Below are 26336 nucleotides of genomic sequence, written 5' to 3'. Positions count from 1 at the left end.
ACTCATCGGTGTTCCCCGATCCTGTCGGTGCCGCCGCCCGAGCTCAAGCCATTTTGCCGACCAGGAACGGCCGAGACATGGCTTCTGGAGCAGGTCGGCGCCGAGCTCCGCGACGACAGGCGGCAAGCGGCAAGCGGCAAGCGGCAAGCGGCAAGCGGCAAGCGCATTGCACGCCTGGTGTCCGGGCAGAGGGCGTCGAGGGCCGCATGCGGCTCAGGCCGATTCGAGGATGGGGCTACGACGACCACCGGGACCGCGCCGATCACCGGGATCACCGTGACCAGCAGCACCGCTGGGACCGCCGCTGCGTCCGACGGCACCATGGCCGCCGGACCGTGAGGACCGCCGCGACCGTGACCGCAACTGACCGCGTTGACGGTCAGTTGACCAGGTCGGCGAGGGGTTCGCTTCCGTCAACGAAGGCGCCGGCCAGGTCGGACAGACGCCGGTTGTGCGCGCGGGCGTAGCCGCGCAGCGCGCTGAAGGCCTCGTCCATGTCGATGCCCTGGCGTTCGGCGAGCTTGCCCTTGGCCTGCTCGATCAGCACACGGCTTTTCAGCGCGGTCCGCAACTGCTCGTTGAGCACCGTGCTCTCCCGGGAGGAGCGCTGTTGCAGGAGGCTGATGGTGGCGACATCGGCCAGGGCCTGGGCGATGGGTGTGGCAGCCGGATCGAAGGGTCCGGGGAGGGCACGGAACAGGTTCAGCGCTCCGACGACCTCGTCCCGGAGGCGCATCGGCAGGGCCTGGACCGCCGAATACCCGCTGTGTCGGGCCTGCGCGGCGAAGCGTGGCCATCGGGCGGCTCCCGTGCTCAGGTCCGGGACGCTGACGGGTACGCCGGTGTGGAAGCACTCCAGGCACGGGCCTTCGTCGTTCTGGAGCTGGAACAGTTCGAGCAGGCGGACTTGCTCGTCGGAGGCGGCCATCACTCGGAGTTCACCATTGTGGTCCGCGAGGAGTACGCCGGCCGCGTTCACATCGAGCATGCCGACACATCTGTCGGTCAGCATGCGGAGGAAGTCGACCAGGTCGAAGTCCGCGACCAAATTGTCCGCAAGTTCGACGAACACCTTGGCGAGGAGCTGCTCATTCATCGTGCACACCTTCTGTTGCCAGGCATCGTCGGGGCACTCCGGTCCTCGCCCGGATCCGCCGTGAACCTCAGCCGACGGGCCACCACGTCGGCCGCCACCTCGGCGAGCCGCCGTCCGTGGACGTGGGCGCAGGCACGCGGGCGGACGCATCCCCACCGGGGCCCTCCTCGGCCACCAGTACCCGGATCCTGGCCGCTCGGCCACCCGTCACAGCTCCGGCCGCCGCGTGCCGGCAGGGAGCCCCGGGCCGGATGCGGCTGCCGGCGCCCTCCCGAGGGGTAGCACCAGCGCCCGGTGCAGCGCTGTGCCGGGCGGCCTGTGGACCTCGCCGACCTCGCGCCATCCCCAGGACCGGAAGGCCGTCAGGCTCCTGACGTCGGACTCGGGCACCAGGGTGGCGCCGAGTGACGCACGATGGTCGTCCAGCAGCCGCTCCTGCAGCCGTCGGCCGAGTATGAGGGCCTGTCGGTGCGGGGCGACCACGACTGCGGTGACGGCGAAGACGTGCCCGGAGGCGGTGAGTTGTTCGATGTCCCGGGGGAAGGGTCCGAGGAACCCCCTCCACCAGGAGCCGTCGCGCCGCAGAGGGAAGCCGAAGACGCATCCGAGCAAGGTGGCCCGCTCCGCGACCAGCATGGCGAATCCGGGCCGCCGGACATCGTCGGTGAGGCGGTGCAGGAAGGCTTCCCGGCAGCTGTGGGCCGTACCCGCCAACAGGTGGGAGGACTCCACGTACAGGTCCGCCACGTCCTCTTTCAGTCCCTCGGCCTGCCATCGGCTCAGCCGCCGCAGGCGGATCGCGGTCATGTCGTCGGGACCGTACGGAGCCCCGCGGCGGCCCCTCTGAGAACGCCCCATCGGCGACGTGTCCGTCACAGCACACCGCCCAGGACGGCGGGGAAGGCGGGAGCGGGACGGTCGCCGAGCAGGAAACCGGAACGGGTGAGGTCGATGATGCGGACGCCGTCGTGCAGGTCTCGCGCCAGTGCTGCGCGCAGCGAGTGGACGGTGGAGATGTCGAGCTCACCGGCCGGAGCGATCAGCACCCGGCCGTTCTCGTCGTACCTGTGGGCGTTCGGATCGGGGACACGCATGATGGGGTGCCTCGGTTCGGGACCAGCCGGGCACTACCGGTCGGAGCCGTACTCCCGGCTCCTCCGGTCACTTCCCGGTGCGGATGTGCGCGCGGCGGGCAAGTCCGGTCCGGCAACCTGCGTTCCAGGATGGGGACGAACCACGCCCTCGGATGCGCCGGGCCGGCGGATCATGAGTCCGGGCCGCGACGCGGAGATCTGGCAGGCAACGCGCCGTCAGGGTCTGGAACGGAACGGGGACGTTCTGTTCGCAGCATAGACCGGTGCCCGTGTCGGCGGAGGGGCGCAAGCAGGCCGCTTCTGGCTGGTTGCCGACCGGCGCGCGGGCGCACCGACGTGCGCCCCACTGCGAGCCGCAGGCGCAGAAACGATCGCACCTGCGGCTTCGGCGCATCCAGGCAGTGCCGGCCGAGGCCGTCCGGTGTCGAACACGACGGCACGCGGGGCGCTCACCCGGATCCCACACGGCGGCCGGTGATCCGGGTGGGGGTCACGGACATCCAGTGCGTACGGGGTCCGCCGGCCCAAGGGAGCGAGCGGGCGACGGAGTACAGGTGGCTGACTCGTGCCCCGTCCGTGACACCGGACACCTCGCCGACGGCCATGACGCTCCAGCCTTCTCGCATCGCGTCGTCTATGTGGTCCACCTCGAAGGCGACCTCGGTCCCGGACGCCTCGGCGAGCCGCGAGTCAGCCGCCGTGCGGAACGCGATCTCGTTTCCTACCACGACATAGTTGACGGGAAAGACGGCCAATCCTTCCATGTCGGAGAACCCGACCCGCCCGATGCCGTGGGTGGAGAGCAGGCGGAGGCACTCTGCTTCGCTCAGCACCCTCGACGCGGAATCACGCATCGCAGTCCCCATGCCGGGGGGACTGTCGGTCGTTCTCCCGGTCAGCTCGGCAACGGTGGTCCCCAGCCCGTCCGCGAGACCCACGAGCATGCCCATGCTGGGCGCCGCCGCCCGCTCTTCCACGTAGGCGATGTACGACGCGGCCGCCCCGCAGCGCTCCCCGAGTTCTTCACGCGTGATTCCCAGCTCTTCGCGGCGGGCGGTCACCCGTCGTCCGAGGTCGCCACGGGCAGCCGAAACCTTGATCGGGGACGGGTCCGCTGTGGTCTCTCCCATGATGGTCACACCCTTGCGGTTCGTAGCCGGTACAGGAACTTGGCGACGCACGGGACGCCAACCTCAGGCTGTACCCGCCACAGGTGCACGGACAGGGCCGGACGGTCCCCTACCGGGGCCTGTCGGTCCCGTGCGGCCCTCTCCTCGGGGTGTGACGGTGGAAGCGCTCCCCCCGCCGCACGAAGGCCTGCCATGCCCGAGGCAGCTCCGATCCCGGCCGCCGTGACTCCTGGGCCTGCTCTGCAGAGGGGCCGACCGGCCCCGTGCGGGGCCGGTCCTGCCCTTCCCGCCTCCAGCCGCGCGGGAGCACCGTTCGAACATCCGCTCAACCGGCGCATGCCGCGACCTGCGGTTCGAAGGAGCACTGATGACCACCACGTACCGGATCGCGGAGCTGGACGCGCACTGGCGTGCCGCGAACTATCTGGCCGTCGGCCAGATCTACCTCATGGACAACCCGCTGCTCGCCGAGCCGCTGCGGCCCGAGCACATCAAGCCGCGGCTGCTCGGCCACTGGGGCACCGCGCCCGGCCTGAACCTCGTCCACACCCACCTGAACCGGGTGGTCGAAGAGCGCTCGCTGGAGGCCTTGTGCGTCTGGGGACCGGGCCACGGAGGGGCGGCCGTACTCGCCAACTCCTGGCTGGAGGGCACGTACAGCGAGACGTACCCGGACATCGGCCGTGACACGGACGGGATGCGCAGGCTGTTCCGCCAGTTCTCCTTCCCCGGCGGCGTGCCGAGTCACGTCGCGCCGGAAACCCCGGGCTCCGTCCACGAGGGCGGCGAGCTCGGCTACTCGCTGGCCCACGCGTACGGGGCCGCCTTCGACCATCCCGGCCTGCTCGTCGCATGCGTCATCGGCGACGGCGAGGCGGAGACCGGGCCGCTCGCCGCCTCCTGGCACTCCAACAAGTTCCTGGACCCGGTCCACGACGGCGCCGTCCTGCCGATCCTGCACCTCAACGGATACAAGATCGCCAACCCCACCCTGCTCTCGCGGATCCCGGAGCAAGAGCTCGACGCACTGCTGCGCGGCTACGGGCACGAGCCCCTCTACGTCTCCGGCAGCAACCCCGCCCTCGTCCACCCGGCCATGGCCAGCGCCATGGACCAGGCCCTCGACCGCATCCACGCCATCCAGCGGGAAGCGCGGGCCGCAGGGACGGATCCGGGCGCCGAGCGTGCGCGCTGGCCGATGATCGTCCTACGGACACCCAAGGGCTGGACGGGTCCCGCGACCGTCGACGGTCAACCCGTCGAGGGCACCTGGCGCGCGCACCAAGTCCCACTCCCAGGGGTCCGCGAGAACCCCGACCACCTGAGGCAGCTGGAACGCTGGATGCGTTCCTACCGGCCCGAAGAGCTCTTCGAACCCGAGGGCCGTCCGGTATCCGCCGTGCTGGCCTGCGTACCGGAGGGTGAGCGCCGCCTGGGCGCGAGCCCGTACGCCAACGGCGGCCGGCTGCTGCGCGCGCTCCCCCTGCCCGAGTTCGACGCGTGGGCCGTCCCCGTGGAGAAGCCCGGAAGCACCCTGCACGAGCCGACCCGCGTCCTGGGCCGCTACCTCGCGCAGGTCATGAGGGCCACGGCCGGACGGAGGGACTTCCGGGTCGTGGGGCCGGACGAGACGGCGAGCAACCGCCTCGACGACCTGTACGCCGTGACGGGCAAGGCCTGGCAGGGCATGACGGAGCCCACCGACCAGAACCTGTCGCGCGACGGCCGGGTCATGGAGATCCTTTCCGAGCACGTGTGCCAGGGCTGGCTGGAGGGGTACCTCCTGACCGGCCGGCACGGCCTGTTCTCCACGTACGAGGCCTTCGCCCACATCGTCGACTCCATGGTCGGCCAGCACATCAAATGGCTCAAGAGCGCCCGCGAACTGAGCTGGCGCGCGCCCGTCGCCTCCCTCAACTACCTGCTCACCTCGCACGTCTGGCGCCAGGACAGCAACGGCTTCTCCCATCAGGACCCCGGCTTCGTCGACCACGTCCTCAACAAGAGCCCCGATGTCGTACGCGTCTACCTGCCGCCGGACGCCAACACCCTCCTCGCCGTGGCCGACCACGTGCTGCGCAGCCGCGACCAGGTCAACGTGATCGTCGCCGGCAAACAGCCCTGCTTCGACTGGCTGCCCATCGGAGAGGCCCGCGCGCACGTGTCGCGCGGCGTCGGCGCCTGGGAGTGGGCGGGCACCGACCACGGCTCCCGCGAGCCGGACGTCGTGCTCGGCTGCGCCGGCGACGTACCCACCATGGAGGTCCTGGCCGCCTCGGCCCTGCTCCGCGAGCACCTCCCCGGGCTGGCCGTCCGGGTCGTCAACGTCGTGGACATCGCCCGGCTGATGCCCCACGAGGAGCACCCGCACGGCATGACCGACACCGAGTACAACGCCCTCTTCACCACCGACCGGCCGGTGGTCTTCGCGTACCACGGCTACCCCTGGCTCATCCACCGCCTAGCCTACCGCCGGACCGGCCACGCCCAGCTGCACGTCCGCGGCTACAAGGAGTCCGGGACCACGACCACCCCCTTCGACATGGTCGTACGCAACGACCTCGACCGCTACCGGCTCGTCATGGACGTCATCGACCGCGTACCCGGCCTCGCCGGCCGCGCCGAGGGACTGCGCCAGAGCATGTGCGACCAGCGGATCCGCCACCACGACTGGATCCGCGCCCACGGAACCGACCTGCCGGAGGTCGCCGACTGGTCCTGGCCCTACTGATCGTCCCGCCCGGGGCGGTACGGGTGGGCCGCCCGGGCCGGGGAAGGTACCGAACGGCCCCTTCCCGGACCGGCCGCCGGCGGCGGAGGGTGGAGGCGGACCCGAACGGAGAACCGCCATGAGCACCTCTTCCTTCCACCGGCTCACCTCCTCCCCCAATGTCTTCTCCCGCGCCTTCTCCCCGGAGCACCGCGACAGCCTGTCGGCCCTGGCTCACGAGGAGGACTTCCCCGTCGGCGCGCGCCTGTTCAACCAGGGCGGACACGCCGCCCGGTTCTGGGTCCTCCGGTCGGGCAACGTGGGCATGGACGTGCACGTACCCGGCAGGCAGGCCGCGGTGGTCGAGACCGTCGGCCCCGGCGAGCTCGTCGGCTGGTCCTGGCTGTTCCCTCCCTACACCTGGCACTTCGGCGCCGAGGCCATGACGCCGGTGCGCACCGACGAGTTCGATGCCGCCGCCGTGCGGGCGCTGATGGACGGCGATCCCGCGCTCGCCTCCGCGATGTGGCAGTGGGTGGGGCAGGTGCTCGCCCACCGGCTGATCTCCGCCGAGATCCGGCTGCTCGACCTGTACGCACCCCACGGCAGCGGAAGCCGCATCTGAGACAATTGTTCCCAGACGTATCCGACCCGAGGGTGTGGCGTGGATGTCCGATGCACCAGTTGCCGCACCGGCGCCCATCCGGGTGTTCCTCCTCGACGACCACGAGGTCGTCCGGCGCGGGCTGCACGACCTGCTGGACTCCGAGCGGGACATCGAGGTGGTGGGTGAGGCGGCGACGGCCGCGCAGGCCCTGGCCCGGGGGCCGGCGCTGCGGCCGGACGTAGCGGTGCTCGACGTACGGCTGCCCGACAGCGACGGCATTACCGTCTGCCGTGAGCTGCGCTCGCGCATGCCGGGCCTCGCCTGCCTCATGCTGACGTCCTTCGACGACGAGGAGGCCCTCCTCGACGCCATCATGGCCGGGGCGGCCGGGTACGTACTGAAGCAGATCAAGGGCTCCGACCTGGTCGCCGCGGTCCGGACGGTGGCAACGGGCCAGTCGATGCTCGACCCTGCGACCACCGCCCGCCTGATGAGTTCGCTCCGGGACCCGGCCGCCGGGAAGCCGCCCGGGGACAAGCGGCTGACGGTGCTCTCCGAGCGCGAGCGGGCCGTACTCGAACTGATCGGCGAGGGCCTCACCAACCGTCAGATCGGCAAACGGCTCTTCCTGTCCGAGAAGACGGTCAAGAACCACATCTCGCGGCTGCTCGCCAAGCTGGGCGTCGAACGCCGCGTGCAGGCCGCCGTCATCGCCGCCGAGGTGCGCGAGCACGACGAAACCGGCCGCTGAGGCCCGAGCTCACCGGGAAGGCCCCATCGGGACCCGCCAGTCCAGTCGGGTTCCGACACCGTCGGGTCGCGTGGAGACGGACAGCCCGCCTCCGCAGGCCTCGGCGCGCTCCGCGAGGTTACGCAGCCCGCTCCGGCGTCCGCCCTCCGCGACACCGACACCGTCGTCACTCACAGTAACGCCCAGCACTCCGTCCGCCAAGACGATCGCGACTTCCGCCCGCGCCGCCCGCGCGTGCCGGGCCACGTTGGTCAGGGCCTCTCCGAGCACGGCCACCACATCGTCGGCGACCGCCACCGGCACATCTGTGTCGATCAGCCCCTCCATACGCAGGGCGGGCGCGAAACCGAGCAGCACCGCCGCCTCACCCACGGCCCTCACCGCGCGGACCCGTAGTCTCGGGGTACCGCCCGCCACCTCGTGGTCGCGGAGCCCGAAGATGGTCGTACGGATGATCTTGATCGTCTCGTCCAGGTCGTCGATCGCACGGTCCAGCCGCTCGGAGGCCTCCGGATGCTCCACGAAGCGCTGGGCGCTCTGCAGCGTCATCCCCGTCGCGAAGAGCCGCTGGATCGCCAGGTCGTGCAGGTCGCGGGCGATCCGGTCGCGGTCCGCGAGCAGGCTCACCTGCTCGGTGTCCCGGCGCCGGTCGGCCAGCTCCAGCGCCAGGGACGCCTGCCCCGCGAAGCCGGGCAGGGGTGCGACCTCGGCCGCGGCGAACGCCGACCGCCCGGTACGCCGCGCAAGCATCAGCACCCCCCGCAGCTTCGCCTTGGTACCCACCGTGACGGCCACGGCCGGCCCGAAGCCCGTCCAGACGTCCGGCTGCGCCGCGACCCGGGCGTCGGTGGCCACATCAGCCAAGGTGACCAGTCCGTCCCGCGCCAGGACGACCGCGGCCAGGATCCCCTCGCTGCCGGGCAGCACGATCCCGCGGTGCGCTTCGGCCCCCTCGCCCAAGGCGAGCGAGCCGCGCAGCTCGCCGCCGGGCCCCGCCTGGTAGAAGACGCACATCTCGGCCGAGATGATGTCCCGGGCCCGCTCCAGCATGCCCTCCAGCACCTCGATCTCGGACGAGCCGGACAGCAGCGCGCTCGTGAACTCGGAACTGGCCGCCAGCCAGCGCTCCCGGAGCCGGACCTCCTCGTACAGACGGGCGTTGTCCACGGCGACGCCCGCGGCAACGGCGAGGGTGGACAAGAGCCCCTCGTCCTCCGCGTCGAAGCCCTTCCCGCCCCGCTTCTCCGTCAGGTAGAGGTTGCCGAACACCTCGTCCCGGACCCGGATCGGCACGCCGAGGAAGGAGCGCATCGGCGGGTGGTGCTCCGGAAAACCGGCGGAGGCCTCGTGCTCCGCGAGGTCTCCCAGGCGCAGCGGCCGCGGGTGCCTGATCAGCTCGCCCAGCAGTCCCTGTCCGGTGGGCAGGGCCCCGATCCGCGCCCTGAGCTGGTCGCTGATGCCCACCGGGAGGAACTCGGCGAGTTTCTCGTCGTCCCCCACCACTCCCAGCGCACCGTACTCCGCGTCCACGAGGACGACCGCGGCCTCCACGATGCCGCGCAGCACCTGGGCGAGGTCCAGTTCCTGCCCCAGCGACATGACCGCCTCCAGCAGGCCCGTCAGCCGGTCACGGGTATCGCGCGCGTCGGCGATCTGTGCCTGGAGCGCGTCCAGCCTCGGCTGCGGAATCCGGCTCGCCGACGCATCTCGATCGTCCCCGACCATGGACACCTCCGGCGGCGGCGAGGGGCTCCGGGCACCCGCCCGGCCTTCAGCGTAGTCCTCCGCCGACCGGCCGGTCACGGTCGGAACCATGGGTGACGGGCAGGAGAGGCCCGGACCGCGGCGAATCCGGTCAGGCCGATACCCAAAGGCACGGGAACGATGTCCGTCCATCCGCCCGGGACGGTGATCACAGGGCAGTGGGCACGGTGCGGCCTCCGAGCCGGCCTGGCGTTCGGCATTGTGCTGCGCGGTGTCGTCGACGACGTGCTCGGGGGACGACGGTTCCGGCGTACTGGAATACGTTCCACACGGTCAGCAGGGGCAGCGTTGCTCTGCGCAGCTCTGCTTCGCGACCGGCACGTCGCGCGCATGCGAGTTCGTACTCGTCCCGCACCGCGGCCAGCACCACGCCACTCTCGGCAAGGCCCTCGCAGCCGCGCACCACGATGACGGGGGTCGTGGCGGCTGCCGCGATCCTCGGACCGACCGAACCCGGCCGCGGCGACTCGAAGCCACCCAGCCCGCGGTGACCGACCACAGTGGTGCCGTACTTCGCTCCCACTCGCTGCAGCGGTGTCGCCCGCGGAGAAGATGTGAAGGCTGCTGTTGCGTCGGGCGCCTCGGCGGCGGCCCAGAATGCCGCTGTCAGCGCGGAGTCCGGTCCGTCGACACCGACGACGACCGGGCCGAGGTCCGGACGGTGCTGGGCGGAGCCCTCCGTGGCTCCCTCCTCCGTCGAACAGCGTCGGGGGTGCCTTCACACTGCCACCCGGGCCCGCACGAGGAATGGGCCGCAGGGATCAGTCCAGGGACCGGAGGTCCCTTGCCCGCTCCGCATCGCCTCGTCGACCGCACACCGCCGGGGACCGGTCAGTCCTGCCACGGGACCCGTTCGGCCCTCGCACCGCAGGCGGACGCGGCGGATGGTGGCTGGTGAGGGCGCTCCGCAAGATGCGCTCACCGGCCGAAGCCGACAGGAGGGCCGCAGATGAAGCACGCCAAGGTCGGCTTCCTGATGACCGACGAGGTCGTCTCGGTCGTCGGGAGGACTCCGTCCGCGGATGTGGCCGCGCTGCTCGTCGAACACGACATCAGCGGCGTGCCGGTCCTGGATGCGGACGAGCGCGTCCTCGGGGTCATTTCGCGGACCGATCTGCTCGCCCAAGGCCACCTCACCGCTCAAGACTTGATGACGGCGCCGGCCGTCACGGTCCACGCCGAACAGACCGTCACCGAGGCTGCCCGCCTCATTACCCGACGCGGGGTGACGCGGCTGCCGGTCGTCGACGAGGAGGACCGTCTGGTCGGCATCGTGACCCGACGGGACCTGCTCCGGGTGTTTCTGCGCCCGGACCACGAGATACGCCGGGTGCTGGTCGAGGAGGTCCTGGCGGACACGATGGGTATCGGTGCCGATGCCGTCAGCGTGGGTGTCGTGGACGGGGTCGTCACCCTGGACGGCCGACTGGCCAGGAGCAGCCAGATTCCCGTCGCTCTCCGGCTCGCCGGACAGTTGGACGGTGTGGTGGCGGTCATCGACCGGCTCACGGCCCACTCCAACGACACCCGTACCCGCACCGCTCCGCCGGACCGCAGCACCGAAGACGTTCCCCGCTAATGCGGGATGTGGACCGTTCGGCCCCTGCTCGCCCCACCCGCACCGCGCGACCATGGAAGCGAGGCAGGCTCGCCGCCCCCGGTCACACCGGTGCCGAGCCCTGCGGACGGACCCGGGTCATCCCCTTGCTCCGCCACCGCCCTTCGTGAGGAGCATCTCCATGGAAGTCCTGATCTTCGCGCTGATCGCCATAGCCGTGGTTGCCCTGATAGGGCTGCCGATGGCCCTGAAGATCGTCAAGCAGTACGAGCAGGGCGTGCTGTTCCGCTTCGGCCGCCTCACCGGGACCCGCGCGCCGGGCCTGCGGGTCATCGTGCCGTTCGCGGACGTCCTGCACCGGGTGTCCCTGCGGATCGTCACCATGCCCATCCAGTCTCAGGGCATCATCACCCGGGACAACGTCAGCGTCGACGTCTCCGCGGTCGCCTACTTCCGCGTCGTGGACGCCGTGAAGTCGGTCATCGCGATCGAGAACGTGGGCGCGGCCATCGACCAGATCGCCCAGACCACACTGCGCAAGGTCGTCGGCCAGCACACCCTCGACGAAACCCTGTCGGAGACCGACCGCATCAATCTCGGCATCCGCGAGATCCTCGACGTCACCACAGCCGAATGGGGCGTCGAAGTCACCCTGGTCGAACTGAAGGACATCCAGCTGCCCGACAGCATGAAGCGCGCGATGGCCCGCCAGGCCGAGGCCGAACGGGAGAAGAGGGCCAAGATCATCAACGCGGAGGGCGAATCGATGGCCGCCGCCGCACTCGGCGACGCCTCCGACACCATGATGGCCCACCCCCTCGCCCTGCAACTGCGCAACCTGCAAAGCCTCGTGGAGATCGGCGTCGACAAGAACACCACCGTGGTCTTCCCCGCACCGCTCATGAGCACCATCGGCGAACTCGGAGCCTTCCTCGCCCGCGAGTCCGCGGCCGCGACGCTCCAGACACCGCGGGCGACGGGGATCACCACGCCGCTCCCCAACCCGTCCCCGCCGAACGGAGCGCGAGCGGTCAAGACCGTGTGACCGAAAGTCGGCGCCGCCGTGCGGAGGACGTTCTCCGTACGGCGGCGCCGACTGCTGTGGGGCGCATTCAGTGGGTCGCGGCGAGTTCGGCACCGATCCGACGGGCCCAGGCGCGGATTCGCTCAGGATCGCGGAAGTCCCCGGCCCGGCCCTGGCGCACCAGGATCCTTGCGAGCAGGCCGGGGGTTGTGGCGCCGGGCCCTGTTGTTCCAGCGGCCGGCATACAGCGAACCGCCCAGGACCACGCCGTCGTAACCGCGGACGTCATCCATGTCCTGGGCGGGCGCGACGACCACTTCTTGCGCTCGTGGGCCTGCCTCCCTTCCCGCGTTCTCAGTCGGCAGGACGCGCCCCGATGGCGTGCGCAGGTCGAGGGTCCGGGGGCGGTGCGGCCGTGGCCCGGGTGCCGAGATCTGGATCCGAGGCATGGCGGATCACCTCTTCGGGAGCGGAACCGGAACAGATCCGCACTCAGAATCACCCGGCGGGACGTTCGCTTGGCAAGGCCGGCAGGGACGGAGGAGGGGGCCTACCGGCCCCGGCGTCAGCATCGGCGACGGCACCGGGGCCCCCTCACGCCTTCTGGACGCGCGACGGGTTCGATACGGCCAGGTCGTCGTGGCGCGGCCCGCCCAGCACGACCTTCAGCGCACCCGTCTCACCGGCACGGGAGAACACCTCGTACGCCTCTTCCATCCGTCCCAGCTCGAAACGATGGGTGATCAGCGACGAGGTCGGCAGCCGGCCGGCCGCCAGCATGCGCAGCAGCATCGGCGTGGAGCAGGTGTCCACGAGCCCGGTGGTAATGGTGACATCCTTGATCCACAGGTCTTCGAGGTGCAGGGTCGCCGGCTTGCCGTGGACGCCGATGTTCGCGACCCGGCCGCCGGGGCGGACCATGCGGGTGCACATCTCGAAGGTCTCGGACACGCCGACGGCCTCCATGACGACGTCCGCGCCGAGACCGTCGGTCAGGTCGCCCACGAGCAATTCCGGTTCCTCGGCGGCGTTCACGACCGCGTCCGCCCCCAGCTCGCGCGCTGTCGCCAGCCGGGACGGCGCGAGATCGATGGCGATGACGCGGGCCGGCGAGTACAACCGTGCCGTGGCGACGGCCGCGAGTCCTACGGGTCCGGCGCCGACCACGACGACGGTGTCCCCGGGCCGCACGGTGCCGTTCAGCACTCCCACCTCGTAGGCGGTGGGGAAGATGTCCGCGAGCAGGACGGCGTCGGCGCTGTCGACCGTACTCGGCAGCGGGTGCACGGAGAGATCGGCGAACGGCACGCGGACGTACTCGGCCTGAGTTCCGTCGATGGTGTGGCCGAGTATCCATCCACCGCCCCCGCGGCACTGCCCGTAGCGGCTCTCACGGCAGAACCGGCACCGGCCGCACGAGGAGATGCAGGAGACCAGCACCCGGTCGCCGGGCCGCACCGAGCGGACGTCACCCCCGCACTCCACCACCGTGCCCACGGCCTCGTGCCCGAGCACACGGCCGGGAGTCACCTCCGGCAGGTCACCCTTGACGATGTGCAGGTCCGTACCGCAGATGGTCACGGCATCGACGCGCACGATCACGTCGGCGGGATCCTTGATGCCCGGCTCCGGCACCTCCTGCCACGCGGTCCTCCCCGGTCCCTGGAAGACGAGTGCCTTCATGACGCCACCTCTCCATGTCTCCCGTGCTCCGGCAAAGGTCACCTCAGGCTGTCCCCGCCGCTCGGTTCCCGGACAGGGCCGGTCGGTCCCGCACCGGGGCCCGACAGGCCCGTCCGGACCGTGCCGTGGACGTGTGATGGTGAGTGGCGGGGTCCCCTTCACCGAGGGACGGCCGCCGATCTCCGGGACAGCCCCGGGACCCTTCGCCTTCTCATCGAGGACCACCACGCCATGACCTCCAGTCCACGTCTCGTCCGCGACGTGATGACGAGAATCGTCGTCAGCGTCACGCCCCTCGCCGAGTTCAAGGAGATCGTCGCCGTCATGAAGCAGTGGCGAGTGACGGCAGTACCGGTCATCGAAGGCGAGGGCGCGGGCGCGGGCAGGGTCATCGGTGTGGTCTCGGAAGCCGACCTGCTCCCGAAAGAGGAGTTCCGCGATCACGACCCCGGTCTCATCGAGCAGATGCGGCGGCTGGGTGACACGTCGAAGGCCGGCTCGATCCTGGCCAGGGATCTGATGACGGCTCCCCCCGTTACCGTTCGACCCGACACCACCCTGTCCCGGGCGGCCCGGCTCATGGCGGAACGTCACATCAAACGACTGCTGGTCGTCGACCCGGACGGCACCCTCCAGGGCATCGTCAGCCGTGCCGACCTGCTCAAGGTCTTCCTGCGCCCGGACGGTGAACTCGCGGACGAGATACGGCGCGAGGTGGTCGGCCGGCTGTTCCCCCTCGCACAGCACAGGGTGCGGGTCGATGTCCACCACGGCGTGGTGACCCTCTCCGGCGGCATCCTCGACGCATCGCTCATTCCGGTGGCAGCACGTCTCGCACGCGCCGTGGAAGGCGTGGTGGACGTCAACTGCGCCCTGACCGCGTCAGCCGCTCGGACGGCCGGGGCATAAACCCTCTGCTTCAACGGAAATACCTGGTCAGAACCCCTTTTGATCTCCACACCGGAGTAGGGTGGAGATACCGGGAGTATTTCGCGCATCGGATGCAGCTCAGGTGTCATTTCCGGCGATCAATACGCCAGGCCGTCGAACTGCGGGCGGCCCGGGGACAGGTCTCCACCATGACCGTCATCCTGGAACGCACCACGCCTGCCACGTCACCCGCACACCCCGCTGCCGCTCCCCCTCGCCCCGCTCGCCTCGTGCTCACGCCGAAGACCACCCTCGCCGGGCAGCTGGACGGCGCCTGGTGGCCACGCTCCCGCGACCTCGCAGCCGAACTCCCCGTTCTCGTCGCCGCCTTGGCAGAGCCCTGGGGGCGCATCACCCGCGTCACCGTGAACCCCACCCGATGGCCCGTCGTCCCGCACAAGGTCCCCGTGGCCGGGCACGCCGTGCATGTGGGCTGGTTCACCGAACAGGACCCCGACAAGCTGATCCTGCTCTCCTACACCGTCGGCCGCTGGGACCTCCTCGTCGTCCCGCCCCAGACCGCACCCGCCGCCGCGGCCCGGCTGATGGCTGCCGCCGCCGTCCCCGGCAGCGTCCTGACCTCCCGCGCGCTGATCGCCGCCGAAGCCGTCATCGGCCGAAGGCCCGACCTCCGGAACCGGGAAGACGCCTGGGAGAGCGAAGGCGGGGCGCGCCTGTCCGACATCGGCTCCCTCGCCAGGCTCCCGGTCGGCCCACTGTCCGCCGGCGCTTGGTGGTGAGCCTCGTCCGCCGGACGTCGCCGCAGCGGCAGCAGGAGGCGAAGCGTCGAGGCCCGGGTTTTCAGGACCAGTGCCGCGTCGGGCAACGTTTGCCCGACGCGGCGGGGCGAACGTCGCCCGACGCGGCACTAGCCTTCGCCTCATGCTGAGCATTGCCGACACCCGGACCGGCCGCTTCGCGGAGGTTCCCTCCGGACACCGCCACCTGCTGCGCATCTGTGTCCACCTGCCGGCCATCGGCGCCCGGGTCGGCGCGGTGGACCTGCGGGCGCCCCTGGTCGGTGACGTGCTGGCGCGCACCGCGGAGCTGCGTGGTCTGCAGGCACTCACGGTCCTCATCACACCGGACCTGCCGCATGAGCAAGGCCAGGCGCTCGATCGCGCCATGGCCGTTCTCGGCATCCACCCGCCCGCCACCGTCGGCGCACACCAGCTGACCGAGACGCTGTGCGCCGCTGCCGACGTGCACCTTCTCGCATACGGCGCTGCCACTCATGGCGGGGTCGGCGGGGTCCGGGTGGACGTGGGCCAGGTCAGCCCGGCGCCCCCCGGACGGGCTATCCCGGACAGAGCACTTCTCCTCCCCTCGGGTCTTCTGGACGAGTTCGCCCCGGCGGGGACCGATCCGCTGGCTGTGAGGATGCTGTTGCTCGGGCACGCCCACCGCACGCCGGTCACGATCACCGGCGCAGGGCTCACCGAGGCCCGGCGGACGCTGCGGCGCTGGCGGCAGCAGGTGGCCGACTGGGCGCAGGAGCCCTCCAGGCCGATCCCCGCCGACGTGCTGCGACAGGCCCAGGCCGCGCTCGCCGACAATCTCGGCGTCCCTGTCGTCCTGGACATGCTGCGCGGCGTGGCCGGGCGCGCCGACGTACCGCCCGGTGCCAAATTCGAGACGTTCGCCTTTCTCGACCGGATCCTCGGGCTGGACCTCGCGCGGGAGGTGGGGCACCAGCACCCGGCGACGCCATGACGTCAGGCAAGTCCCGGCGCCTGGTCGTCCTGCGGCACGCCAAGTCCGACCGGCCGTTGCTGGCCGACCACGAACGGCCGCTCGCCCCGCGCGGCCGCCGTGACGCCCCGGCAGCCGGCCTCTGGCTGCGCGACGCCGGCTGTGTTCCCGACCTCGTCGCGTGTTCCTCCGCCAGGCGTGCCCGCCGACGGCGTACGCCTGCCGCACGCCGAACCGTGTGGCCAGCGGGCGCCACACCGCTCGCATTGCCGAACCGGTTACGCCTCCTCGGCGAGGGCGAGGCGCTGCAACAGCCCGAGCAGGGTGCTGCGGTCGGCCGCGGACAGCATCGAGAAGCACGAGGCCAGCACCTCATCGGCGACGCGATGCCCTTCCTCCAGGACACGCTCACCATCAGGTGCGAGGTGGTGCTCGATGCGACGGCCGTGGCCAGGCCTGCGCACGACCAGGCCTTGCGCGACCAGACGGGAGGCAAGTGTGCCGAAGGCCTGCTCGCTCTGGAACGTGGCGGCGGCCAGCTCCCGGGCAGAGGCCGCGCGTGCGTTGCCGATCGCCCGAAGGGCGTCCCACTGGGCGAGCGTGGTGCCGATCGCCGCCAACCCGCCTTCCAAAGCTCGGTGCTGACGGTATTGGGCCTGCTTGACCGCCCTACCGAGAGTTTGAAGTTCGTTGTGCATGACTTCAGCCTAACCCGCAACCAAGCTAGCTTATATCAATATCTTTAGTTACCGTGTGGGGCATGACTTCCACGCGCACCGTCACCCTGCGTCCGGACCTGCCGCTCACCCTGACCGAGACGGGCGGCGACCACGGCAGGCCCGTCCTGGTCCTGCACGGCGGCGGAGGTCCTGCCTCCGTCGCCGGGCTCGTCGAACACCTCGCCCGGAGCACCCGGGTCATCACGCCCGTACACCCCGGCTGGCAGGGCACCCCGCGGCCCGAATGGCTCACCGGTGTCGGCGACCTCGCCCTCACCTACCTCCACCACCTCCACGAGCAAGGGCTCCGCGACATCACGGTCGTCGGCTCCTCGTTCGGGGGCTGGGTCGCCGCCGAGATGGCCGTGCGGGACACCGCCGGCCTCGTCGCCGGACTCGTCCTGATCGATGCGGTGGGCGTGCACGTCGAAGACGAACCGATCGTCGACTTCTTCGGCCTCGACGCCCGCGGCGTCGCCGACCACGCCTGGCACGACCCGGACCGGTATTTCGTCGACCCCACGACCATGCCCGCCGCACAACTCGCCGCCCGGCGATCCGACATGGCCGCCCTGCGCGCCTTCGCAGGCGACCCCTACATGCACGACCCCGAGCTGCTACGTCGCCTTGCTGATGCACACGTCCCGGCCCTGCTGCTGTGGGGAGCCGAGGACCGGATCGTCACCCCGGCCTACGGCGCCGCCTACGCAGCCGCCTTCGCCAACGCCCGACTTCACGTCATTCCCGAGGCAGGCCACCTGCCGCACATCGAACGGCCCGAGGCCACGTTCGCCCTGCTCGACGCACACCTCCGCAATGTCGACGGTCCTTCCCACGCGACCGGTTGACGCGGCGCAGGGCCCGTCCGGTCAGGGTCAGTTGGGGGCGAAGGTCTGGGCGCCGGGTGCGGAGTGGGGACGGCGCCGGTTGTAGTACGACGGCCGGTGGAACAGCTCAAGCCGGGTCTGCGCTTTCGAGGCCCAGCGGCGGCCGTGGAGCAACTCGCGCTTGAGGCCGTGGAAGAACGACTCGGCGAGGGCATCGTCGTGGCTCGAGCCGACCCGGCCCATACTGCGGCGGATGCCGTGCCGGCGGCAGACCTCGGCGAAGGCCGCCGCGTGGCACTCGGCGCCCCTCTCAGATACGGCCACGTCGCACCGACGGCTACGTAGGTGATGTCTCCGCACCACCTGGTGTTCAGCGCAGATGAAACCAAACCTTGTCTCTGCCGCGTCCGCTTCGCGCCACCACGACCACAAACGTGTCGTGCTCAACGCAGCGTAACCAGCACCGAACCAGCACGGGATCCGAGGTGGGCCCCTCATCCTTCTCCCCCGGACATCGCGACCTCATCTCGTCCTGGAACATCCGAACCTATCTCCGTCACGCTCTGTAGAGAACACATCGCATGGTTCCGCGGCTCAGGCTGGTGCGGATGTACCGGTCCAGGAAGTGCCACAAGGATGGGTTGGCGGCGAAAACGCGAGGGTCGACCTCGGCGCGGTTGCCGTCGATGTCTTCGAGGAGCAGCCGCTGGGCGATCCCGTCGTGCCAGGCCACCGAGACGAGCCTGTCGGTGTGGACGTGGTGGGAGCGGACCAGTCCGCGGGCGGTGAGCAGACCGGGGTACGCCGAGACCTTGGGGGGCCGGCCCACTGGCTGTCCCCGGCACCAGGTGGCGGCTCACGGAGCCAGCTCGCTCGTGTCCAGCGGCAGGTGCCACAGGTTGCGGCGGTGTACGGCGTCCAGCTCGGCCTCGAGCGGAGACGGCGGGACGGCCAGCACCGGGCAGGCCGCGTGCGCGAGGCAGTAGCGGGCCACCGAGGGCCTGATGAGTCGGCTCAGGGCGGAGCGCGATCCGGTACCCACCACGAGGAGGTCGTCCGCGCCGCGGGCGGTGTCCACGAGCGCCGCCCCGGGTGTCGCCCGTACGGTCAGGCCTGCGGGGGTGACGCCGGGCTTCTCCGCGTCGAAGGCCGTGTTCGGAACCTCGCGCAGCCGCTCGACGACAGTGGCACGGCATTGCGCGAGCGCCGACACATTGCACGAGCTGCGGCTTCCGAGTTCGCCGCTGGGGGCCTGCCAGGCCATGACGACCCACAGTTCCGCGTCCCGCACCCGGGCCTCGCCGGCGGCGCGGTGCAATACGGCCAGGCTGCCCGGGGTTCCGCTCACACCGGCCACGACTCTTCGCACAGCTGCTTCCCTCGCCTCTCCGTCGGCCGGATCCCATGAAAGGGCTCGTTGCGAACGCGCGGGGTGGTTACTTATGGCCTTCTAACGCGGGAACGGGAAACCATGACGGGTTTCTGACGGCCCCCGGCGCCACCTGTCAGTGATGCGTATGGACTCGGCCGGTCGCCGTCAAGGTCCCGTCATGGGGTGTCCACTGCGGTGAGAACTCGGGATAGCTTCGGTGTCGTGCCCCGGACCGCCTCCCCGCATCCGGGGCCTCCACTGCCACTCGTGGTTCCTCTGGGAGGTCCCCATGTGCTTGTTCCAGTACGAAGACGACCCGGAGCCTGACGAACGGGTCCCGGCCGGGCCCCTGTACGTACCGGCCCGGCCGGGAGCCGCACAGGTGGTGCGTCTGTTCCGCACCCCGCTGGGTGCCCGTACCGCCGTCGGCTTCACCAGCGCGGAGCGACTGGCCGCCACGCTCGGCGTGGGGCAGCCCTCGATCCGGCTCTCGGAGACCGCGCTCCGCGCGATGGCCGAACCTCTTGGAGCCTCGCTGCTGACCGTGGACCCGACCCTCACCGCTCCTGCGGTCACCGCGGCGACGGCCACCACCGGTCCGGTCACGGCTCCGGTCCCGCAGGTGCCCGAGACCGTGGCCCGGACAGCCTGAAGGGGGCTACGTCAATTCAGCCGCTCGTCCTCGCGCGCCATCTGCGCAGGCAGGAACTTGATCGCAACGCTGCGCTCAAATCGGGAATCGAAGGCCCTCCAGACCTCACCCATCCCCCCGCGCCCGAGCAGTGCGTCCAGCCGGTACCGGTCGGCGATCACCATTCCCGCGAAGTTCACCCGGTCCCCCTCCCGGCCATGCACCCTCCCCCCTGAAAGGGTAATGGACCCGCTGTTCCAGGCAGTTGGACCCCAGCGAGCAGTGGGTGGACCGCACCGCCAACCGCGGCCCGGCTCTCCTCTCGATCTTGTCGTATGAATCGATCGAATATGACAGCGCTCACAGTCGGCCAGGCCGGAACAGAACGCTCCGGTGATCCGCCGGCTATTTTCGGCCAGATTCCTTGGCGGAAAGGGTGTTGAGCAGTGCGGCGCCTCGTTCAGCGTCTTCGACGCTCACCGCAAATTCCACGCCTTTACGGGGGTGGATGACCAGGCATTCGCCCGCACGGAGCATGACGGTCGTGCCCAGCCCGCTGAGGCGGTAGCCCCATCCACCCACCTGCGCGGGGGTGCGGACCTCCATGCGGGCCGAGTCGATCTCCCCCGCAGGCCAGCGCCGTCGCGGCCAGCCGAGCGGCCCGAAGGCCACCTCCAGGACGGAGTCCGTCACGCGCGCCTGCACGGAGGAGCAGAAGAGCACCAGGACGGAGGCGATCGCGAACGGTGCGATCAGCGTCCACTGAAGGCCGATCATGCCGCAGGCGGCCGCCAGTACGCCGGCCGCGGCCACCAGGCCCGTGAGGGCGGCGGTCAGGTGGAGCCAGGGGTTGGAGGTACGGGAGAGCCAGACGAAACGTTCCCCCGCCGGGATCTCCATCGCCTTTCCGGCCGCGGCCCGGCTCGCCGCAACGGCGTGCGCCCCGCGCCGCCCGGCCAGCCATCCGAGCAGCCCCGCGGCCACCGCGGCCACGGCTGTGATCGCGACCCCGGCACCCACCGACCCGGCGTCCCGCCAGTCGGGCCGGTCCAGATTGGCGCGCACTATCGAAGCCTGTACGCCGGCCAGGAACACCCCGCCCGACAGCAGTACGGCGCCCGCCCAGGCCCGCGCGGGCGCGCCGCCACGTCGGCCCGCAAACAGCAGGGAGGCCACCAGGGCCGCCCACAGCAGCGAGGGAAACAGAGCCGCCGCCCACAGGGGCATCGAGCCGTCGGGGGACGCGCTGTCCCAGTGCGTGGCGAGGCGCTCCGGCAGCCGACTGCTCGCGGCGGGCGGGAGTGCGGCCAGCGCGGCAAGCACGCCCAACGCCCAGATCGCGACGCCCCACCGGGCGCCATTCCTCCGCTTCGCGTTCGTACGGACGGTCACGACAGCCCCCTGATCAGGTCAATGAGATCGCTCTTGCTGTACCCCAGACGTGCCGCATCGGCCACCAGCCGGCGGGCTCTGACGAGCAGTTCCGCCCGCCGGTCCGCGCCCTCGGCGACGGTGACCCCGCGACCGCGCCGGAACTCCAGCACCCCTTCGTCCCGCAGGGCGCGCAAGCCCCGTAGGACCGTGTTGGCGTTCACGCCCAGCGCCTGGGAGAGGTCGCGGGCCGGCGGGAGTCGGTCGCCGGGCGCGCATTCACCCTCGGCGATGGCGCGCCGGATCGCCCCAGCGACCTGCTCGTGGAGCGGGCGGCTGTCCGTGGTGTCCAGTCTCAGCAGCATGATGCTAATGACGGTAGCACTATTACCGTCATTGGTCACGGTGCGGTGGATCAAGGGGGACTCGGCGGAACCCCTGCCGGATCGGCGGGCGAGGAGGCTGCTGGGGCGGTTGTCGCGGGAGCAGGTCCAGCTGGGCGCGCGGCCGCGGGCGGCGATGTCCTGGCACAGTGCGGTGACACAGGCCAGCGCGAGGTGCTGCCGCCGGTGGCCGGGGGTCCGCGAGCGCGGCGACGTCCTCGTAGCCGCTGCCGAGGAAGTACGTGCAGGCCACCGAGAGGACCCGGCCCCGGTGAAAGGCGCCCCAGCCGAGGGCGGAGGCTGCGAGCTGCTCCGGGTCGCCCCAGGTCCGGTGAATCCAGGCCGCCTTGGGGCCGAGAGCGACGAGCGCCGACGCGTCCTGCGGGGTCAGTCGGCGAACTGTGATCCCGCGTGCCGGACGGGCGGCCATGGCGGGTGCTTGGTGTACGTAGACCATGCGCTCCCAGGGATCGATGCGGGTGAACGCGCCGCCGAGAGCGGGCAGGAAGCGGGCCGGGGCCTCGATGTAGTTGCCTGCGAACGGAGCGAGGGCCTCAGGAGACAGGGCAGCGGGGTCCCCGCGCAGCAGGACGTGATTCCACTGGAGACCGCCACGACCCGCGGGTCCACGGTCCTGTCCGCCCACCACTTGCCGGCGCCAGTGGCGATGACGTGTTCGGGGAGCGCCGCGATGCCCGGGGCCCCGCCGGGGAACCAGCGGGCGAGGGCGGGCAGACGGGAGGGAAGGAGCTCGATCACGACGGATGCCGCCTAGTGGAAGGAATCGTATGCGCCGCCGGCCAACGATCTCCCCGAGGTCCTCACGGAGGCACCGGGCGCCTCCGAAGCCGCGACGAGTTGCCGTCAGCGACGGTGTCGACGACGCCTTCGCTCTCGCCGACTCGGACCTCTGCATCGCCAGGGGCAGCGGTACGGACGTCGCCATCGGGGCGACGGACCCTGGTGGAGGCGGTCAAGGGCGCGGTGCGCCCGGCACGGCGCACCCTCAAGACCATCCGGGCCGACCCGGTCTGGGCGTCGCCCCATCAGCACGGTCCGCTCCCGCGCGGCCCACGCCCGCAACACACTCATCGCCTTGCTCGCGGACTCCGAACCAGCACGGGGTGGGTTGCGAGGGGTGCTGACGTGGGGTTTCAGGTCAGCACCAAACCAGCACGGGAGCCGGCGCCGCCTGCCCGAAACAGGTGTGGCTCTGCAATTCCGGCAGGGCTTCCCCAACCCGGTTACCGAGGGTTGCGGGGCAGGTGCTCGGGTCAAGTGGTGTGCGGGCACACTAGGCGCGGCCTGATTGTGATGGTGGGCCACATATACCGGTGACCTGCGGACTTCTACGTTGTGCCCACACCCGACGTCCCCGCAGACACCCTGGAAGTGGTGCACATGGTCTCCCCCTCAACCGCCCCGAAGGCCCCGTCAGGCATCAGACGGATCGTCGCCGCCAGCCTCATCGGGACCACCATCGAGTGGTACGACTTCTTCCTCTACGGGACCGCCGCGGCCCTGGTGTTCAACAAGCTGTTCTTCCCCACGGCCGATCCGCTCACGGGCACCCTGATCGCCTTCCTCACCTATGCGATCGGGTTCCTGGCCAGGCCGCTCGGCGGAGTGGTGTTCGGGCACTTCGGCGACAAGGTCGGCCGCAAGAAGCTGCTGGTGCTCAGCCTGGTCATGATGGGCGGGGCCACTTTCGCGATGGGGCTGCTGCCCACGCACGCGAGCATCGGCGTGGGCGCTCCCATCCTGTTGACCGCACTGCGCCTGGTGCAGGGGTTCGCACTCGGTGGCGAGTGGGGCGGGGCCGTGCTGATCGTCTCCGAGCACGGCGGCGCCGAGCACCGCGGCTTCTGGGCGTCCTGGCCGCAGTCGGGGGCGCCCGGGGGGAATCTGCTGGCCACGGGCGTCCTGGCGCTGCTGGCCGCCGTGCAGTCGGACGCCACGTTCCTCGCCTGGGGCTGGCGCATCCCCTTCCTGCTCTCCGGCGTCCTCGTGGTGGTCGGGCTGTGGATCCGGCTCTCCGTGTCCGAGTCCCCCGTCTTCCTCGCGGCGCGGGCCGAGGCCGAGGATCTCGCGGTGGAGGAGAAGGCACCCGTCGTGCAGGTGTTCCGCAAGGACTGGCGGCAGGTGCTGACCGCCATCGGCACCCGGTTCGGCGAGAACATCTCGTACTACGTCCTCACCTCCTTCCTCCTCGTCTACGTCACCACCCACCTCGGGCTCCCCAAGACCACCGCGCTGAACGCGCTCCTGATCGGCTCGGCCGTCCACTTCGTCACCATCCCCGCCTGGGGCGCGCTCTCGGACCGGATCGGGCGCCGGCCGGTGACGCTGATCGGTTCGGCGGGCATGGCCCTGTGGGCGTTCGCGTTCTTCGCGCTGGTCGATTCCAAGTCGTTCGCCGTGATCACCGCGGCCGTCACCGCCGGTCTGCTCCTGCACGGCGCCATGTACGGGCCGCAGGCCGCCTTCGTCTCCGAGATGTTCGACACCAAGGTCCGCTACTCGGGTGCCTCGATGGGCTCCCAGCTCGCCTCGATCGTCGCGGGCGCCCTGGCCCCGATCATCGCCGTCGAACTCCTGAAGGACTACGGCTCCTCCGTACCGGTCTCCGTGTACCTCTCCGCGGCCGCCCTCGTCACCACCCTCACCGTCGCCGTCGCCCGCGAGACCCGGGGCCGGGACCTGTCGGTGCCGAGGACGGCCGCGGGCGCGGTAAGCGAGGTGGGGGCGGTGGGCGCGGGGAGCGCGTACGCCGGCCGGTCCTCGACCACGGCTCCCGGCGCGGCTTCCGACCCTGCCTGAGCCGGTCCGCCCGGCCCCCGTGTCCGACCCGGCCCCGTGTCCGACCCGGCCCCGTGTCCGCCCGGCCCCGTGTCCGCCCGCCGCATCCGGTGACGCACCGGGGGGCGGGCGGACCCCGTCCGTGCCTCCCCACCGAAGGGCTGCCAGCATGGCTCCCGTGACCGAACCCACCGAGCCCGTGACCGCGCTGCGCCGCCTCCTGGACCTGCTCGCCCAGGGCGCACCCGTCGAGGACTTCGCCGGGCCCGGCGCGCGGGCCCGGCGCGCGGGGGCCGGGGACGAGGAACAGGCCCTCGTCGAGGAGGCCACCAGGGTCGCCCTGGACATCCGCCGGACCCTCGACCAGCACCGCCGGCGCGAGGCCGAACTGACCGCCCTCTTCGACACGGCCGGGGACCTCGCGGCACTGCGCGACCTCGACGCGGTGCTCCGGGCCATCGTGCGGCGGGCCAGGACCCTGCTGGGCACGGACGTCGCCTACCTCACCCTCAACGACCCGGTCGTGGGCGATACGTTCATGCGGGTCACCGACGGCTCCGTGTCCGCCGCCTTCCAGCAGCTGCGGCTCGGCATGGGCGAGGGGCTCGGCGGGCTGGTCGCCCAGACGGCCCGCCCCTACGCCAGCGCCGACTACCGCGCCGACGGCCGCTTCCGGCACACCAGCACCATCGACTCCGGGGTGGGCGAGGAGGGTCTGCGGGGCATCCTCGGCGTCCCGCTGCGGGTCGCCTCGCGGGTCATCGGCGTGCTCTACGCGGCCGACCGGTCGGTGCGCGACTTCGCCCCCGACGCGGTCGCGCTGCTCTCCTCGCTCGCCGACCACGCCGCCGTCGCCATCGACGGCGCCCGGCTGCTGGAGGAGACGCGCACGGCCCTCGTCGAGCTCAACGCCGCCACCGAGACGGCGCGCGCCCACAGCGAGGCCGTGCGGCTGGCGACCGAGACCCACGACCGCCTCACCGACCTGGTCCTGCGCGGCGGGGACGTCACCGACGTGGCCCGTGAGGTGGCCGCGCTGCTGCGGGGCGGCCTGGTCGTGCACGACGCGGACGGGGCCGAGCTGGCCCGGGTCGCCACCGAGCCGATCGGGCCGCCCGCCCAGGGGGTGGCCGCCTCCCGGTCCGGGGGCCGGGCCGTTCCGGTGGGCGGCGTGTGGGTCTGCGCGGTCCTGGCCGGGCCCGAACTCCTCGGCAGCATCGCCCTGACGGGGCGGCCGGACCTCTCGGACACCGACCGGCGGCTCTTCGAGCGCACCAGCCTGGTCACCGCGCTCCTCCTGCTGCTGCGCCGGTCGGTGGCCCACGCCGAGGACCGCGTCCGCGGCGAACTGCTCAGCGACCTGCTGACGCCGGAGAGCCCGGGGCGGACCCGCGACTCCGGAAGCCAAACGATCCGGGCCCGCAAACTCGGCGTCGACCTCGCCCGCCCGCACGCCGTCCTGGTGCTCCACTGCGACGCGGCCCTGCGGCCGCGGCTCGCGGCGGAGACGGCCCGCCGCGCCCGCGCCCTGGACGGTCTGGCCGGACTGCACGAGGGCCACGTCGTGCTCCTGGCCCCGGCCGGGAGCCCGGGGGACCTCGCGCAGTCGCTGGCCGCCGAGGCGGGCAAGGCCCTGGGCGCACCCGTCACGGTGGGCTCCGCCGGTCCGGCCGGCCGACCGGCCGGACTGCCGGCCGTGTACGCGGAGGCCGTGCGCTGCCTGGACGCCCTCCACGCCCTGGGCCACACCGGCTACGGCGCCGCCCTCCCCGACCTGGGCTTCGTGGGCCTGCTGCTCGGCGACCACGGCGACGTCGGCGGTTACGTCCACCGGGTGCTCGGCCCGGTCATCGACTACGACGCCCAGCGCGGCACCGAACTGGTCCGCACCCTGCGGGCCTACTACACGCACGGTGCGAGCCTCTCCAAGGCCAAGGACGCCCTGCACATCCACGTGAACACGGTCGTGCAGCGGCTGGACCGGATCCGCCAACTGCTGGGCGAGGACTGGAACTCCCCCGGCCGCGCCCTGGAACTCCAGCTCGCCCTGCGCCTGCACCTGCTGACGGAGTCCGCCCCGCCCCGCCCGGCGACGACGGCGTAGGCCTGCGATCCCGGCGTCGCCAGGCCGCTCTCGTGGGCCGGCCCGGGCCACCTCCCGGTGGTGACGCCCTGCGGCCCGCCCACCTCCGGTC

25 protein-coding genes and 2 pseudogenes are annotated in these 26336 nt (G+C 71.4%); 13 read left to right on the top strand and 14 right to left on the bottom strand.

What is annotated here, in order from left to right; genetic code table 11:
• Positions 1 to 379 precede the first annotated feature (379 nt).
• From ABZY44_RS07695 to ABZY44_RS07680, 4 genes are all read right to left on the bottom strand, one after another.
• Positions 380 to 1096: a GAF and ANTAR domain-containing protein gene (locus tag ABZY44_RS07695; RefSeq protein ID WP_356650969.1), complete on the bottom strand. Its 717-nt coding sequence runs from the start codon at positions 1094 to 1096 to the stop codon at positions 380 to 382.
• 207 nt (positions 1097 to 1303) lie between these two features.
• Entirely contained in the window at positions 1304 to 1903 is a 600-nt protein-coding gene (locus ABZY44_RS07690; RefSeq protein ID WP_356650967.1) for a hypothetical protein, read from the bottom strand.
• A gap of 65 nt (positions 1904 to 1968) precedes the next feature.
• Complete coding sequence (locus tag ABZY44_RS07685; protein WP_356650965.1) at positions 1969 to 2190, bottom strand: hypothetical protein; 222 nt, start codon at positions 2188 to 2190, stop codon at positions 1969 to 1971.
• Positions 2191 to 2639: 449 nt separating this feature from the next.
• Complete coding sequence (locus ABZY44_RS07680) at positions 2640 to 3320, bottom strand: pyridoxamine 5'-phosphate oxidase family protein (protein ID WP_356650963.1); 681 nt, start codon at positions 3318 to 3320, stop codon at positions 2640 to 2642.
• Positions 3321 to 3687: 367 nt separating this feature from the next.
• Here ABZY44_RS07680 and ABZY44_RS07675 point away from each other — a divergent pair, with 367 nt between their 5' ends.
• From ABZY44_RS07675 to ABZY44_RS07665, 3 genes are all read left to right on the top strand, one after another.
• Positions 3688 to 6051, top strand: a complete 2364-nt coding sequence (locus tag ABZY44_RS07675) for a phosphoketolase family protein (protein WP_356650961.1) — start codon at positions 3688 to 3690, stop codon at positions 6049 to 6051.
• 118 nt (positions 6052 to 6169) lie between these two features.
• Positions 6170 to 6655, top strand: a complete 486-nt coding sequence (locus ABZY44_RS07670) for a cyclic nucleotide-binding domain-containing protein (RefSeq protein WP_356650959.1) — start codon at positions 6170 to 6172, stop codon at positions 6653 to 6655.
• Between the two features lie 43 nt (positions 6656 to 6698).
• Positions 6699 to 7388, top strand: a complete 690-nt coding sequence (locus ABZY44_RS07665; protein WP_356650957.1) for a response regulator transcription factor — start codon at positions 6699 to 6701, stop codon at positions 7386 to 7388.
• Positions 7389 to 7397: 9 nt separating this feature from the next.
• Here the strand turns inward: ABZY44_RS07665 and ABZY44_RS07660 are convergent, their stop codons facing one another.
• On the bottom strand, positions 7398 to 9113 hold the full coding sequence (locus ABZY44_RS07660) for a GAF domain-containing protein (protein ID WP_356650955.1): 1716 nt from the start codon (positions 9111 to 9113) through the stop codon (positions 7398 to 7400).
• 988 nt (positions 9114 to 10101) lie between these two features.
• On the opposite strand from ABZY44_RS07660, the gene ABZY44_RS07655 reads away from it, so the two are divergent.
• A complete protein-coding gene (locus tag ABZY44_RS07655) occupies positions 10102 to 10731 on the top strand; it encodes a CBS domain-containing protein (RefSeq protein ID WP_356650953.1) in 630 nt (209 codons plus the stop codon).
• 160 nt (positions 10732 to 10891) lie between these two features.
• The gene (locus ABZY44_RS07650) at positions 10892 to 11755 is read left to right on the top strand and encodes a slipin family protein (RefSeq protein ID WP_356650951.1); all 864 of its coding nucleotides are present in this window, start codon (positions 10892 to 10894) and stop codon (positions 11753 to 11755) included.
• A 573-nt stretch (positions 11756 to 12328) separates the two neighbouring features.
• On the opposite strand, the gene ABZY44_RS07645 is transcribed toward ABZY44_RS07650, so the two are convergent.
• Entirely contained in the window at positions 12329 to 13417 is a 1089-nt protein-coding gene (locus ABZY44_RS07645) for an alcohol dehydrogenase catalytic domain-containing protein (RefSeq protein ID WP_356650949.1), read from the bottom strand.
• Positions 13418 to 13648: 231 nt separating this feature from the next.
• Between ABZY44_RS07645 and ABZY44_RS07640 the strand changes: the two genes are divergently transcribed.
• The 4 genes and pseudogenes from ABZY44_RS07640 to ABZY44_RS07625 form a co-directional block, all read left to right on the top strand.
• Positions 13649 to 14326 (top strand): CBS domain-containing protein, encoded by a 678-nt coding sequence (locus tag ABZY44_RS07640; RefSeq protein ID WP_356650948.1) that lies wholly within the window; start codon positions 13649 to 13651, stop codon positions 14324 to 14326.
• A gap of 170 nt (positions 14327 to 14496) precedes the next feature.
• Entirely contained in the window at positions 14497 to 15087 is a 591-nt protein-coding gene (locus ABZY44_RS07635; protein ID WP_356650946.1) for a DUF5994 family protein, read from the top strand.
• 142 nt (positions 15088 to 15229) lie between these two features.
• Positions 15230 to 16060 (top strand): hypothetical protein, encoded by an 831-nt coding sequence (locus ABZY44_RS07630; RefSeq protein ID WP_356650944.1) that lies wholly within the window; start codon positions 15230 to 15232, stop codon positions 16058 to 16060.
• Positions 16057 to 16248, top strand: a pseudogene (locus ABZY44_RS07625) (histidine phosphatase family protein); the annotation flags it as partial. The gene ABZY44_RS07630 and the pseudogene ABZY44_RS07625, both read left to right, overlap by 4 nt.
• 69 nt (positions 16249 to 16317) lie before the next feature.
• Here ABZY44_RS07625 and ABZY44_RS07620 read toward each other — a convergent pair.
• A complete protein-coding gene (locus ABZY44_RS07620; RefSeq protein ID WP_356650943.1) occupies positions 16318 to 16737 on the bottom strand; it encodes a MarR family winged helix-turn-helix transcriptional regulator in 420 nt (139 codons plus the stop codon).
• A gap of 62 nt (positions 16738 to 16799) precedes the next feature.
• Here ABZY44_RS07620 and ABZY44_RS07615 point away from each other — a divergent pair, with 62 nt between their 5' ends.
• Positions 16800 to 17606 carry an alpha/beta fold hydrolase gene (locus tag ABZY44_RS07615; protein ID WP_356650941.1) on the top strand — a complete coding sequence of 269 codons (807 nt, stop codon included), beginning with the start codon at positions 16800 to 16802 and terminating at the stop codon, positions 17604 to 17606.
• A gap of 51 nt (positions 17607 to 17657) precedes the next feature.
• Here ABZY44_RS07615 and ABZY44_RS07610 read toward each other — a convergent pair.
• From ABZY44_RS07610 to ABZY44_RS07600, 3 genes and pseudogenes are all read right to left on the bottom strand, one after another.
• Positions 17658 to 17968: pseudogene (locus ABZY44_RS07610) on the bottom strand (integrase core domain-containing protein); the annotation flags it as partial.
• Between the two features lie 173 nt (positions 17969 to 18141).
• Positions 18142 to 18414 carry a hypothetical protein gene (locus ABZY44_RS07605; protein WP_356650939.1) on the bottom strand — a complete coding sequence of 91 codons (273 nt, stop codon included), beginning with the start codon at positions 18412 to 18414 and terminating at the stop codon, positions 18142 to 18144.
• Between the two features lie 27 nt (positions 18415 to 18441).
• Positions 18442 to 18954, bottom strand: coding sequence for a universal stress protein (locus ABZY44_RS07600; protein WP_356650937.1), 513 nt, complete (start codon positions 18952 to 18954; stop codon positions 18442 to 18444).
• 292 nt (positions 18955 to 19246) lie between these two features.
• Here ABZY44_RS07600 and ABZY44_RS07595 point away from each other — a divergent pair, with 292 nt between their 5' ends.
• A complete protein-coding gene (locus ABZY44_RS07595) occupies positions 19247 to 19609 on the top strand; it encodes an SAV_915 family protein (protein ID WP_356650935.1) in 363 nt (120 codons plus the stop codon).
• A gap of 11 nt (positions 19610 to 19620) precedes the next feature.
• On the opposite strand, the gene ABZY44_RS07590 is transcribed toward ABZY44_RS07595, so the two are convergent.
• The 4 genes from ABZY44_RS07590 to ABZY44_RS07575 all read right to left on the bottom strand — a co-directional run bounded on the left by ABZY44_RS07590 (position 19621) and on the right by ABZY44_RS07575 (position 21991).
• Entirely contained in the window at positions 19621 to 19788 is a 168-nt protein-coding gene (locus tag ABZY44_RS07590) for a hypothetical protein (protein ID WP_356650933.1), read from the bottom strand.
• A gap of 205 nt (positions 19789 to 19993) precedes the next feature.
• Complete coding sequence (locus ABZY44_RS07585) at positions 19994 to 20980, bottom strand: DUF1648 domain-containing protein (RefSeq protein WP_356650931.1); 987 nt, start codon at positions 20978 to 20980, stop codon at positions 19994 to 19996.
• Entirely contained in the window at positions 20977 to 21324 is a 348-nt protein-coding gene (locus tag ABZY44_RS07580; RefSeq protein ID WP_356650929.1) for a GntR family transcriptional regulator, read from the bottom strand. Before ABZY44_RS07580 ends, ABZY44_RS07585 begins: the two co-directional genes overlap by 4 nt.
• Positions 21325 to 21352: 28 nt before the next feature.
• On the bottom strand, positions 21353 to 21991 hold the full coding sequence (locus ABZY44_RS07575) for a hypothetical protein (RefSeq protein ID WP_356650927.1): 639 nt from the start codon (positions 21989 to 21991) through the stop codon (positions 21353 to 21355).
• A gap of 752 nt (positions 21992 to 22743) precedes the next feature.
• Here ABZY44_RS07575 and ABZY44_RS07570 point away from each other — a divergent pair.
• Together ABZY44_RS07570 and ABZY44_RS07565 are read left to right on the top strand one after the other, a co-directional pair.
• Positions 22744 to 24162, top strand: coding sequence for an MFS transporter (locus ABZY44_RS07570; RefSeq protein WP_356651040.1), 1419 nt, complete (start codon positions 22744 to 22746; stop codon positions 24160 to 24162).
• Between the two features lie 148 nt (positions 24163 to 24310).
• A complete protein-coding gene (locus tag ABZY44_RS07565; RefSeq protein WP_356650925.1) occupies positions 24311 to 26245 on the top strand; it encodes a GAF domain-containing protein in 1935 nt (644 codons plus the stop codon).
• Positions 26246 to 26336 lie beyond the last annotated feature (91 nt).

This window comes from Streptomyces sp. NPDC006544 (assembly GCF_040611715.1).
In the GTDB taxonomy this organism is placed as follows: Bacteria; Actinomycetota; Actinomycetes; order Streptomycetales; family Streptomycetaceae; genus Streptomyces.
Note: the sequence above shows the minus strand (reverse complement) of the source record. Positions and strands in the feature narration are given on the sequence as shown.

What these genes read in the sequence shown, in the direction of transcription:
- ABZY44_RS07695 (WP_356650969.1), bottom strand. Translation starts at nt 1,096, where the DNA reads ATGAATGAGCAGCTCCTCGCCAAGGTGTTCGTCGAACTTGCGGACAAT.
- ABZY44_RS07690 (WP_356650967.1), bottom strand. Translation starts at nt 1,903, where the DNA reads ATGACCGCGATCCGCCTGCGGCGGCTGAGCCGATGGCAGGCCGAGGGA.
- ABZY44_RS07685 (WP_356650965.1), bottom strand. Translation starts at nt 2,190, where the DNA reads ATGCGTGTCCCCGATCCGAACGCCCACAGGTACGACGAGAACGGCCGG.
- ABZY44_RS07680 (WP_356650963.1), bottom strand. Translation starts at nt 3,320, where the DNA reads ATGGGAGAGACCACAGCGGACCCGTCCCCGATCAAGGTTTCGGCTGCC.
- ABZY44_RS07675 (WP_356650961.1), top strand. Translation starts at nt 3,688, where the DNA reads ATGACCACCACGTACCGGATCGCGGAGCTGGACGCGCACTGGCGTGCC.
- ABZY44_RS07670 (WP_356650959.1), top strand. Translation starts at nt 6,170, where the DNA reads ATGAGCACCTCTTCCTTCCACCGGCTCACCTCCTCCCCCAATGTCTTC.
- ABZY44_RS07665 (WP_356650957.1), top strand. Translation starts at nt 6,699, where the DNA reads ATGTCCGATGCACCAGTTGCCGCACCGGCGCCCATCCGGGTGTTCCTC.
- ABZY44_RS07660 (WP_356650955.1), bottom strand. Translation starts at nt 9,113, where the DNA reads ATGGTCGGGGACGATCGAGATGCGTCGGCGAGCCGGATTCCGCAGCCG.
- ABZY44_RS07655 (WP_356650953.1), top strand. Translation starts at nt 10,102, where the DNA reads ATGAAGCACGCCAAGGTCGGCTTCCTGATGACCGACGAGGTCGTCTCG.
- ABZY44_RS07650 (WP_356650951.1), top strand. Translation starts at nt 10,892, where the DNA reads ATGGAAGTCCTGATCTTCGCGCTGATCGCCATAGCCGTGGTTGCCCTG.
- ABZY44_RS07645 (WP_356650949.1), bottom strand. Translation starts at nt 13,417, where the DNA reads ATGAAGGCACTCGTCTTCCAGGGACCGGGGAGGACCGCGTGGCAGGAG.
- ABZY44_RS07640 (WP_356650948.1), top strand. Translation starts at nt 13,649, where the DNA reads ATGACCTCCAGTCCACGTCTCGTCCGCGACGTGATGACGAGAATCGTC.
- ABZY44_RS07635 (WP_356650946.1), top strand. Translation starts at nt 14,497, where the DNA reads ATGACCGTCATCCTGGAACGCACCACGCCTGCCACGTCACCCGCACAC.
- ABZY44_RS07630 (WP_356650944.1), top strand. Translation starts at nt 15,230, where the DNA reads ATGCTGAGCATTGCCGACACCCGGACCGGCCGCTTCGCGGAGGTTCCC.
- ABZY44_RS07620 (WP_356650943.1), bottom strand. Translation starts at nt 16,737, where the DNA reads ATGCACAACGAACTTCAAACTCTCGGTAGGGCGGTCAAGCAGGCCCAA.
- ABZY44_RS07615 (WP_356650941.1), top strand. Translation starts at nt 16,800, where the DNA reads ATGACTTCCACGCGCACCGTCACCCTGCGTCCGGACCTGCCGCTCACC.
- ABZY44_RS07595 (WP_356650935.1), top strand. Translation starts at nt 19,247, where the DNA reads ATGTGCTTGTTCCAGTACGAAGACGACCCGGAGCCTGACGAACGGGTC.
- ABZY44_RS07580 (WP_356650929.1), bottom strand. Translation starts at nt 21,324, where the DNA reads ATGCTGCTGAGACTGGACACCACGGACAGCCGCCCGCTCCACGAGCAG.
- ABZY44_RS07570 (WP_356651040.1), top strand. Translation starts at nt 22,744, where the DNA reads ATGGTCTCCCCCTCAACCGCCCCGAAGGCCCCGTCAGGCATCAGACGG.
- ABZY44_RS07565 (WP_356650925.1), top strand. Translation starts at nt 24,311, where the DNA reads ATGGCTCCCGTGACCGAACCCACCGAGCCCGTGACCGCGCTGCGCCGC.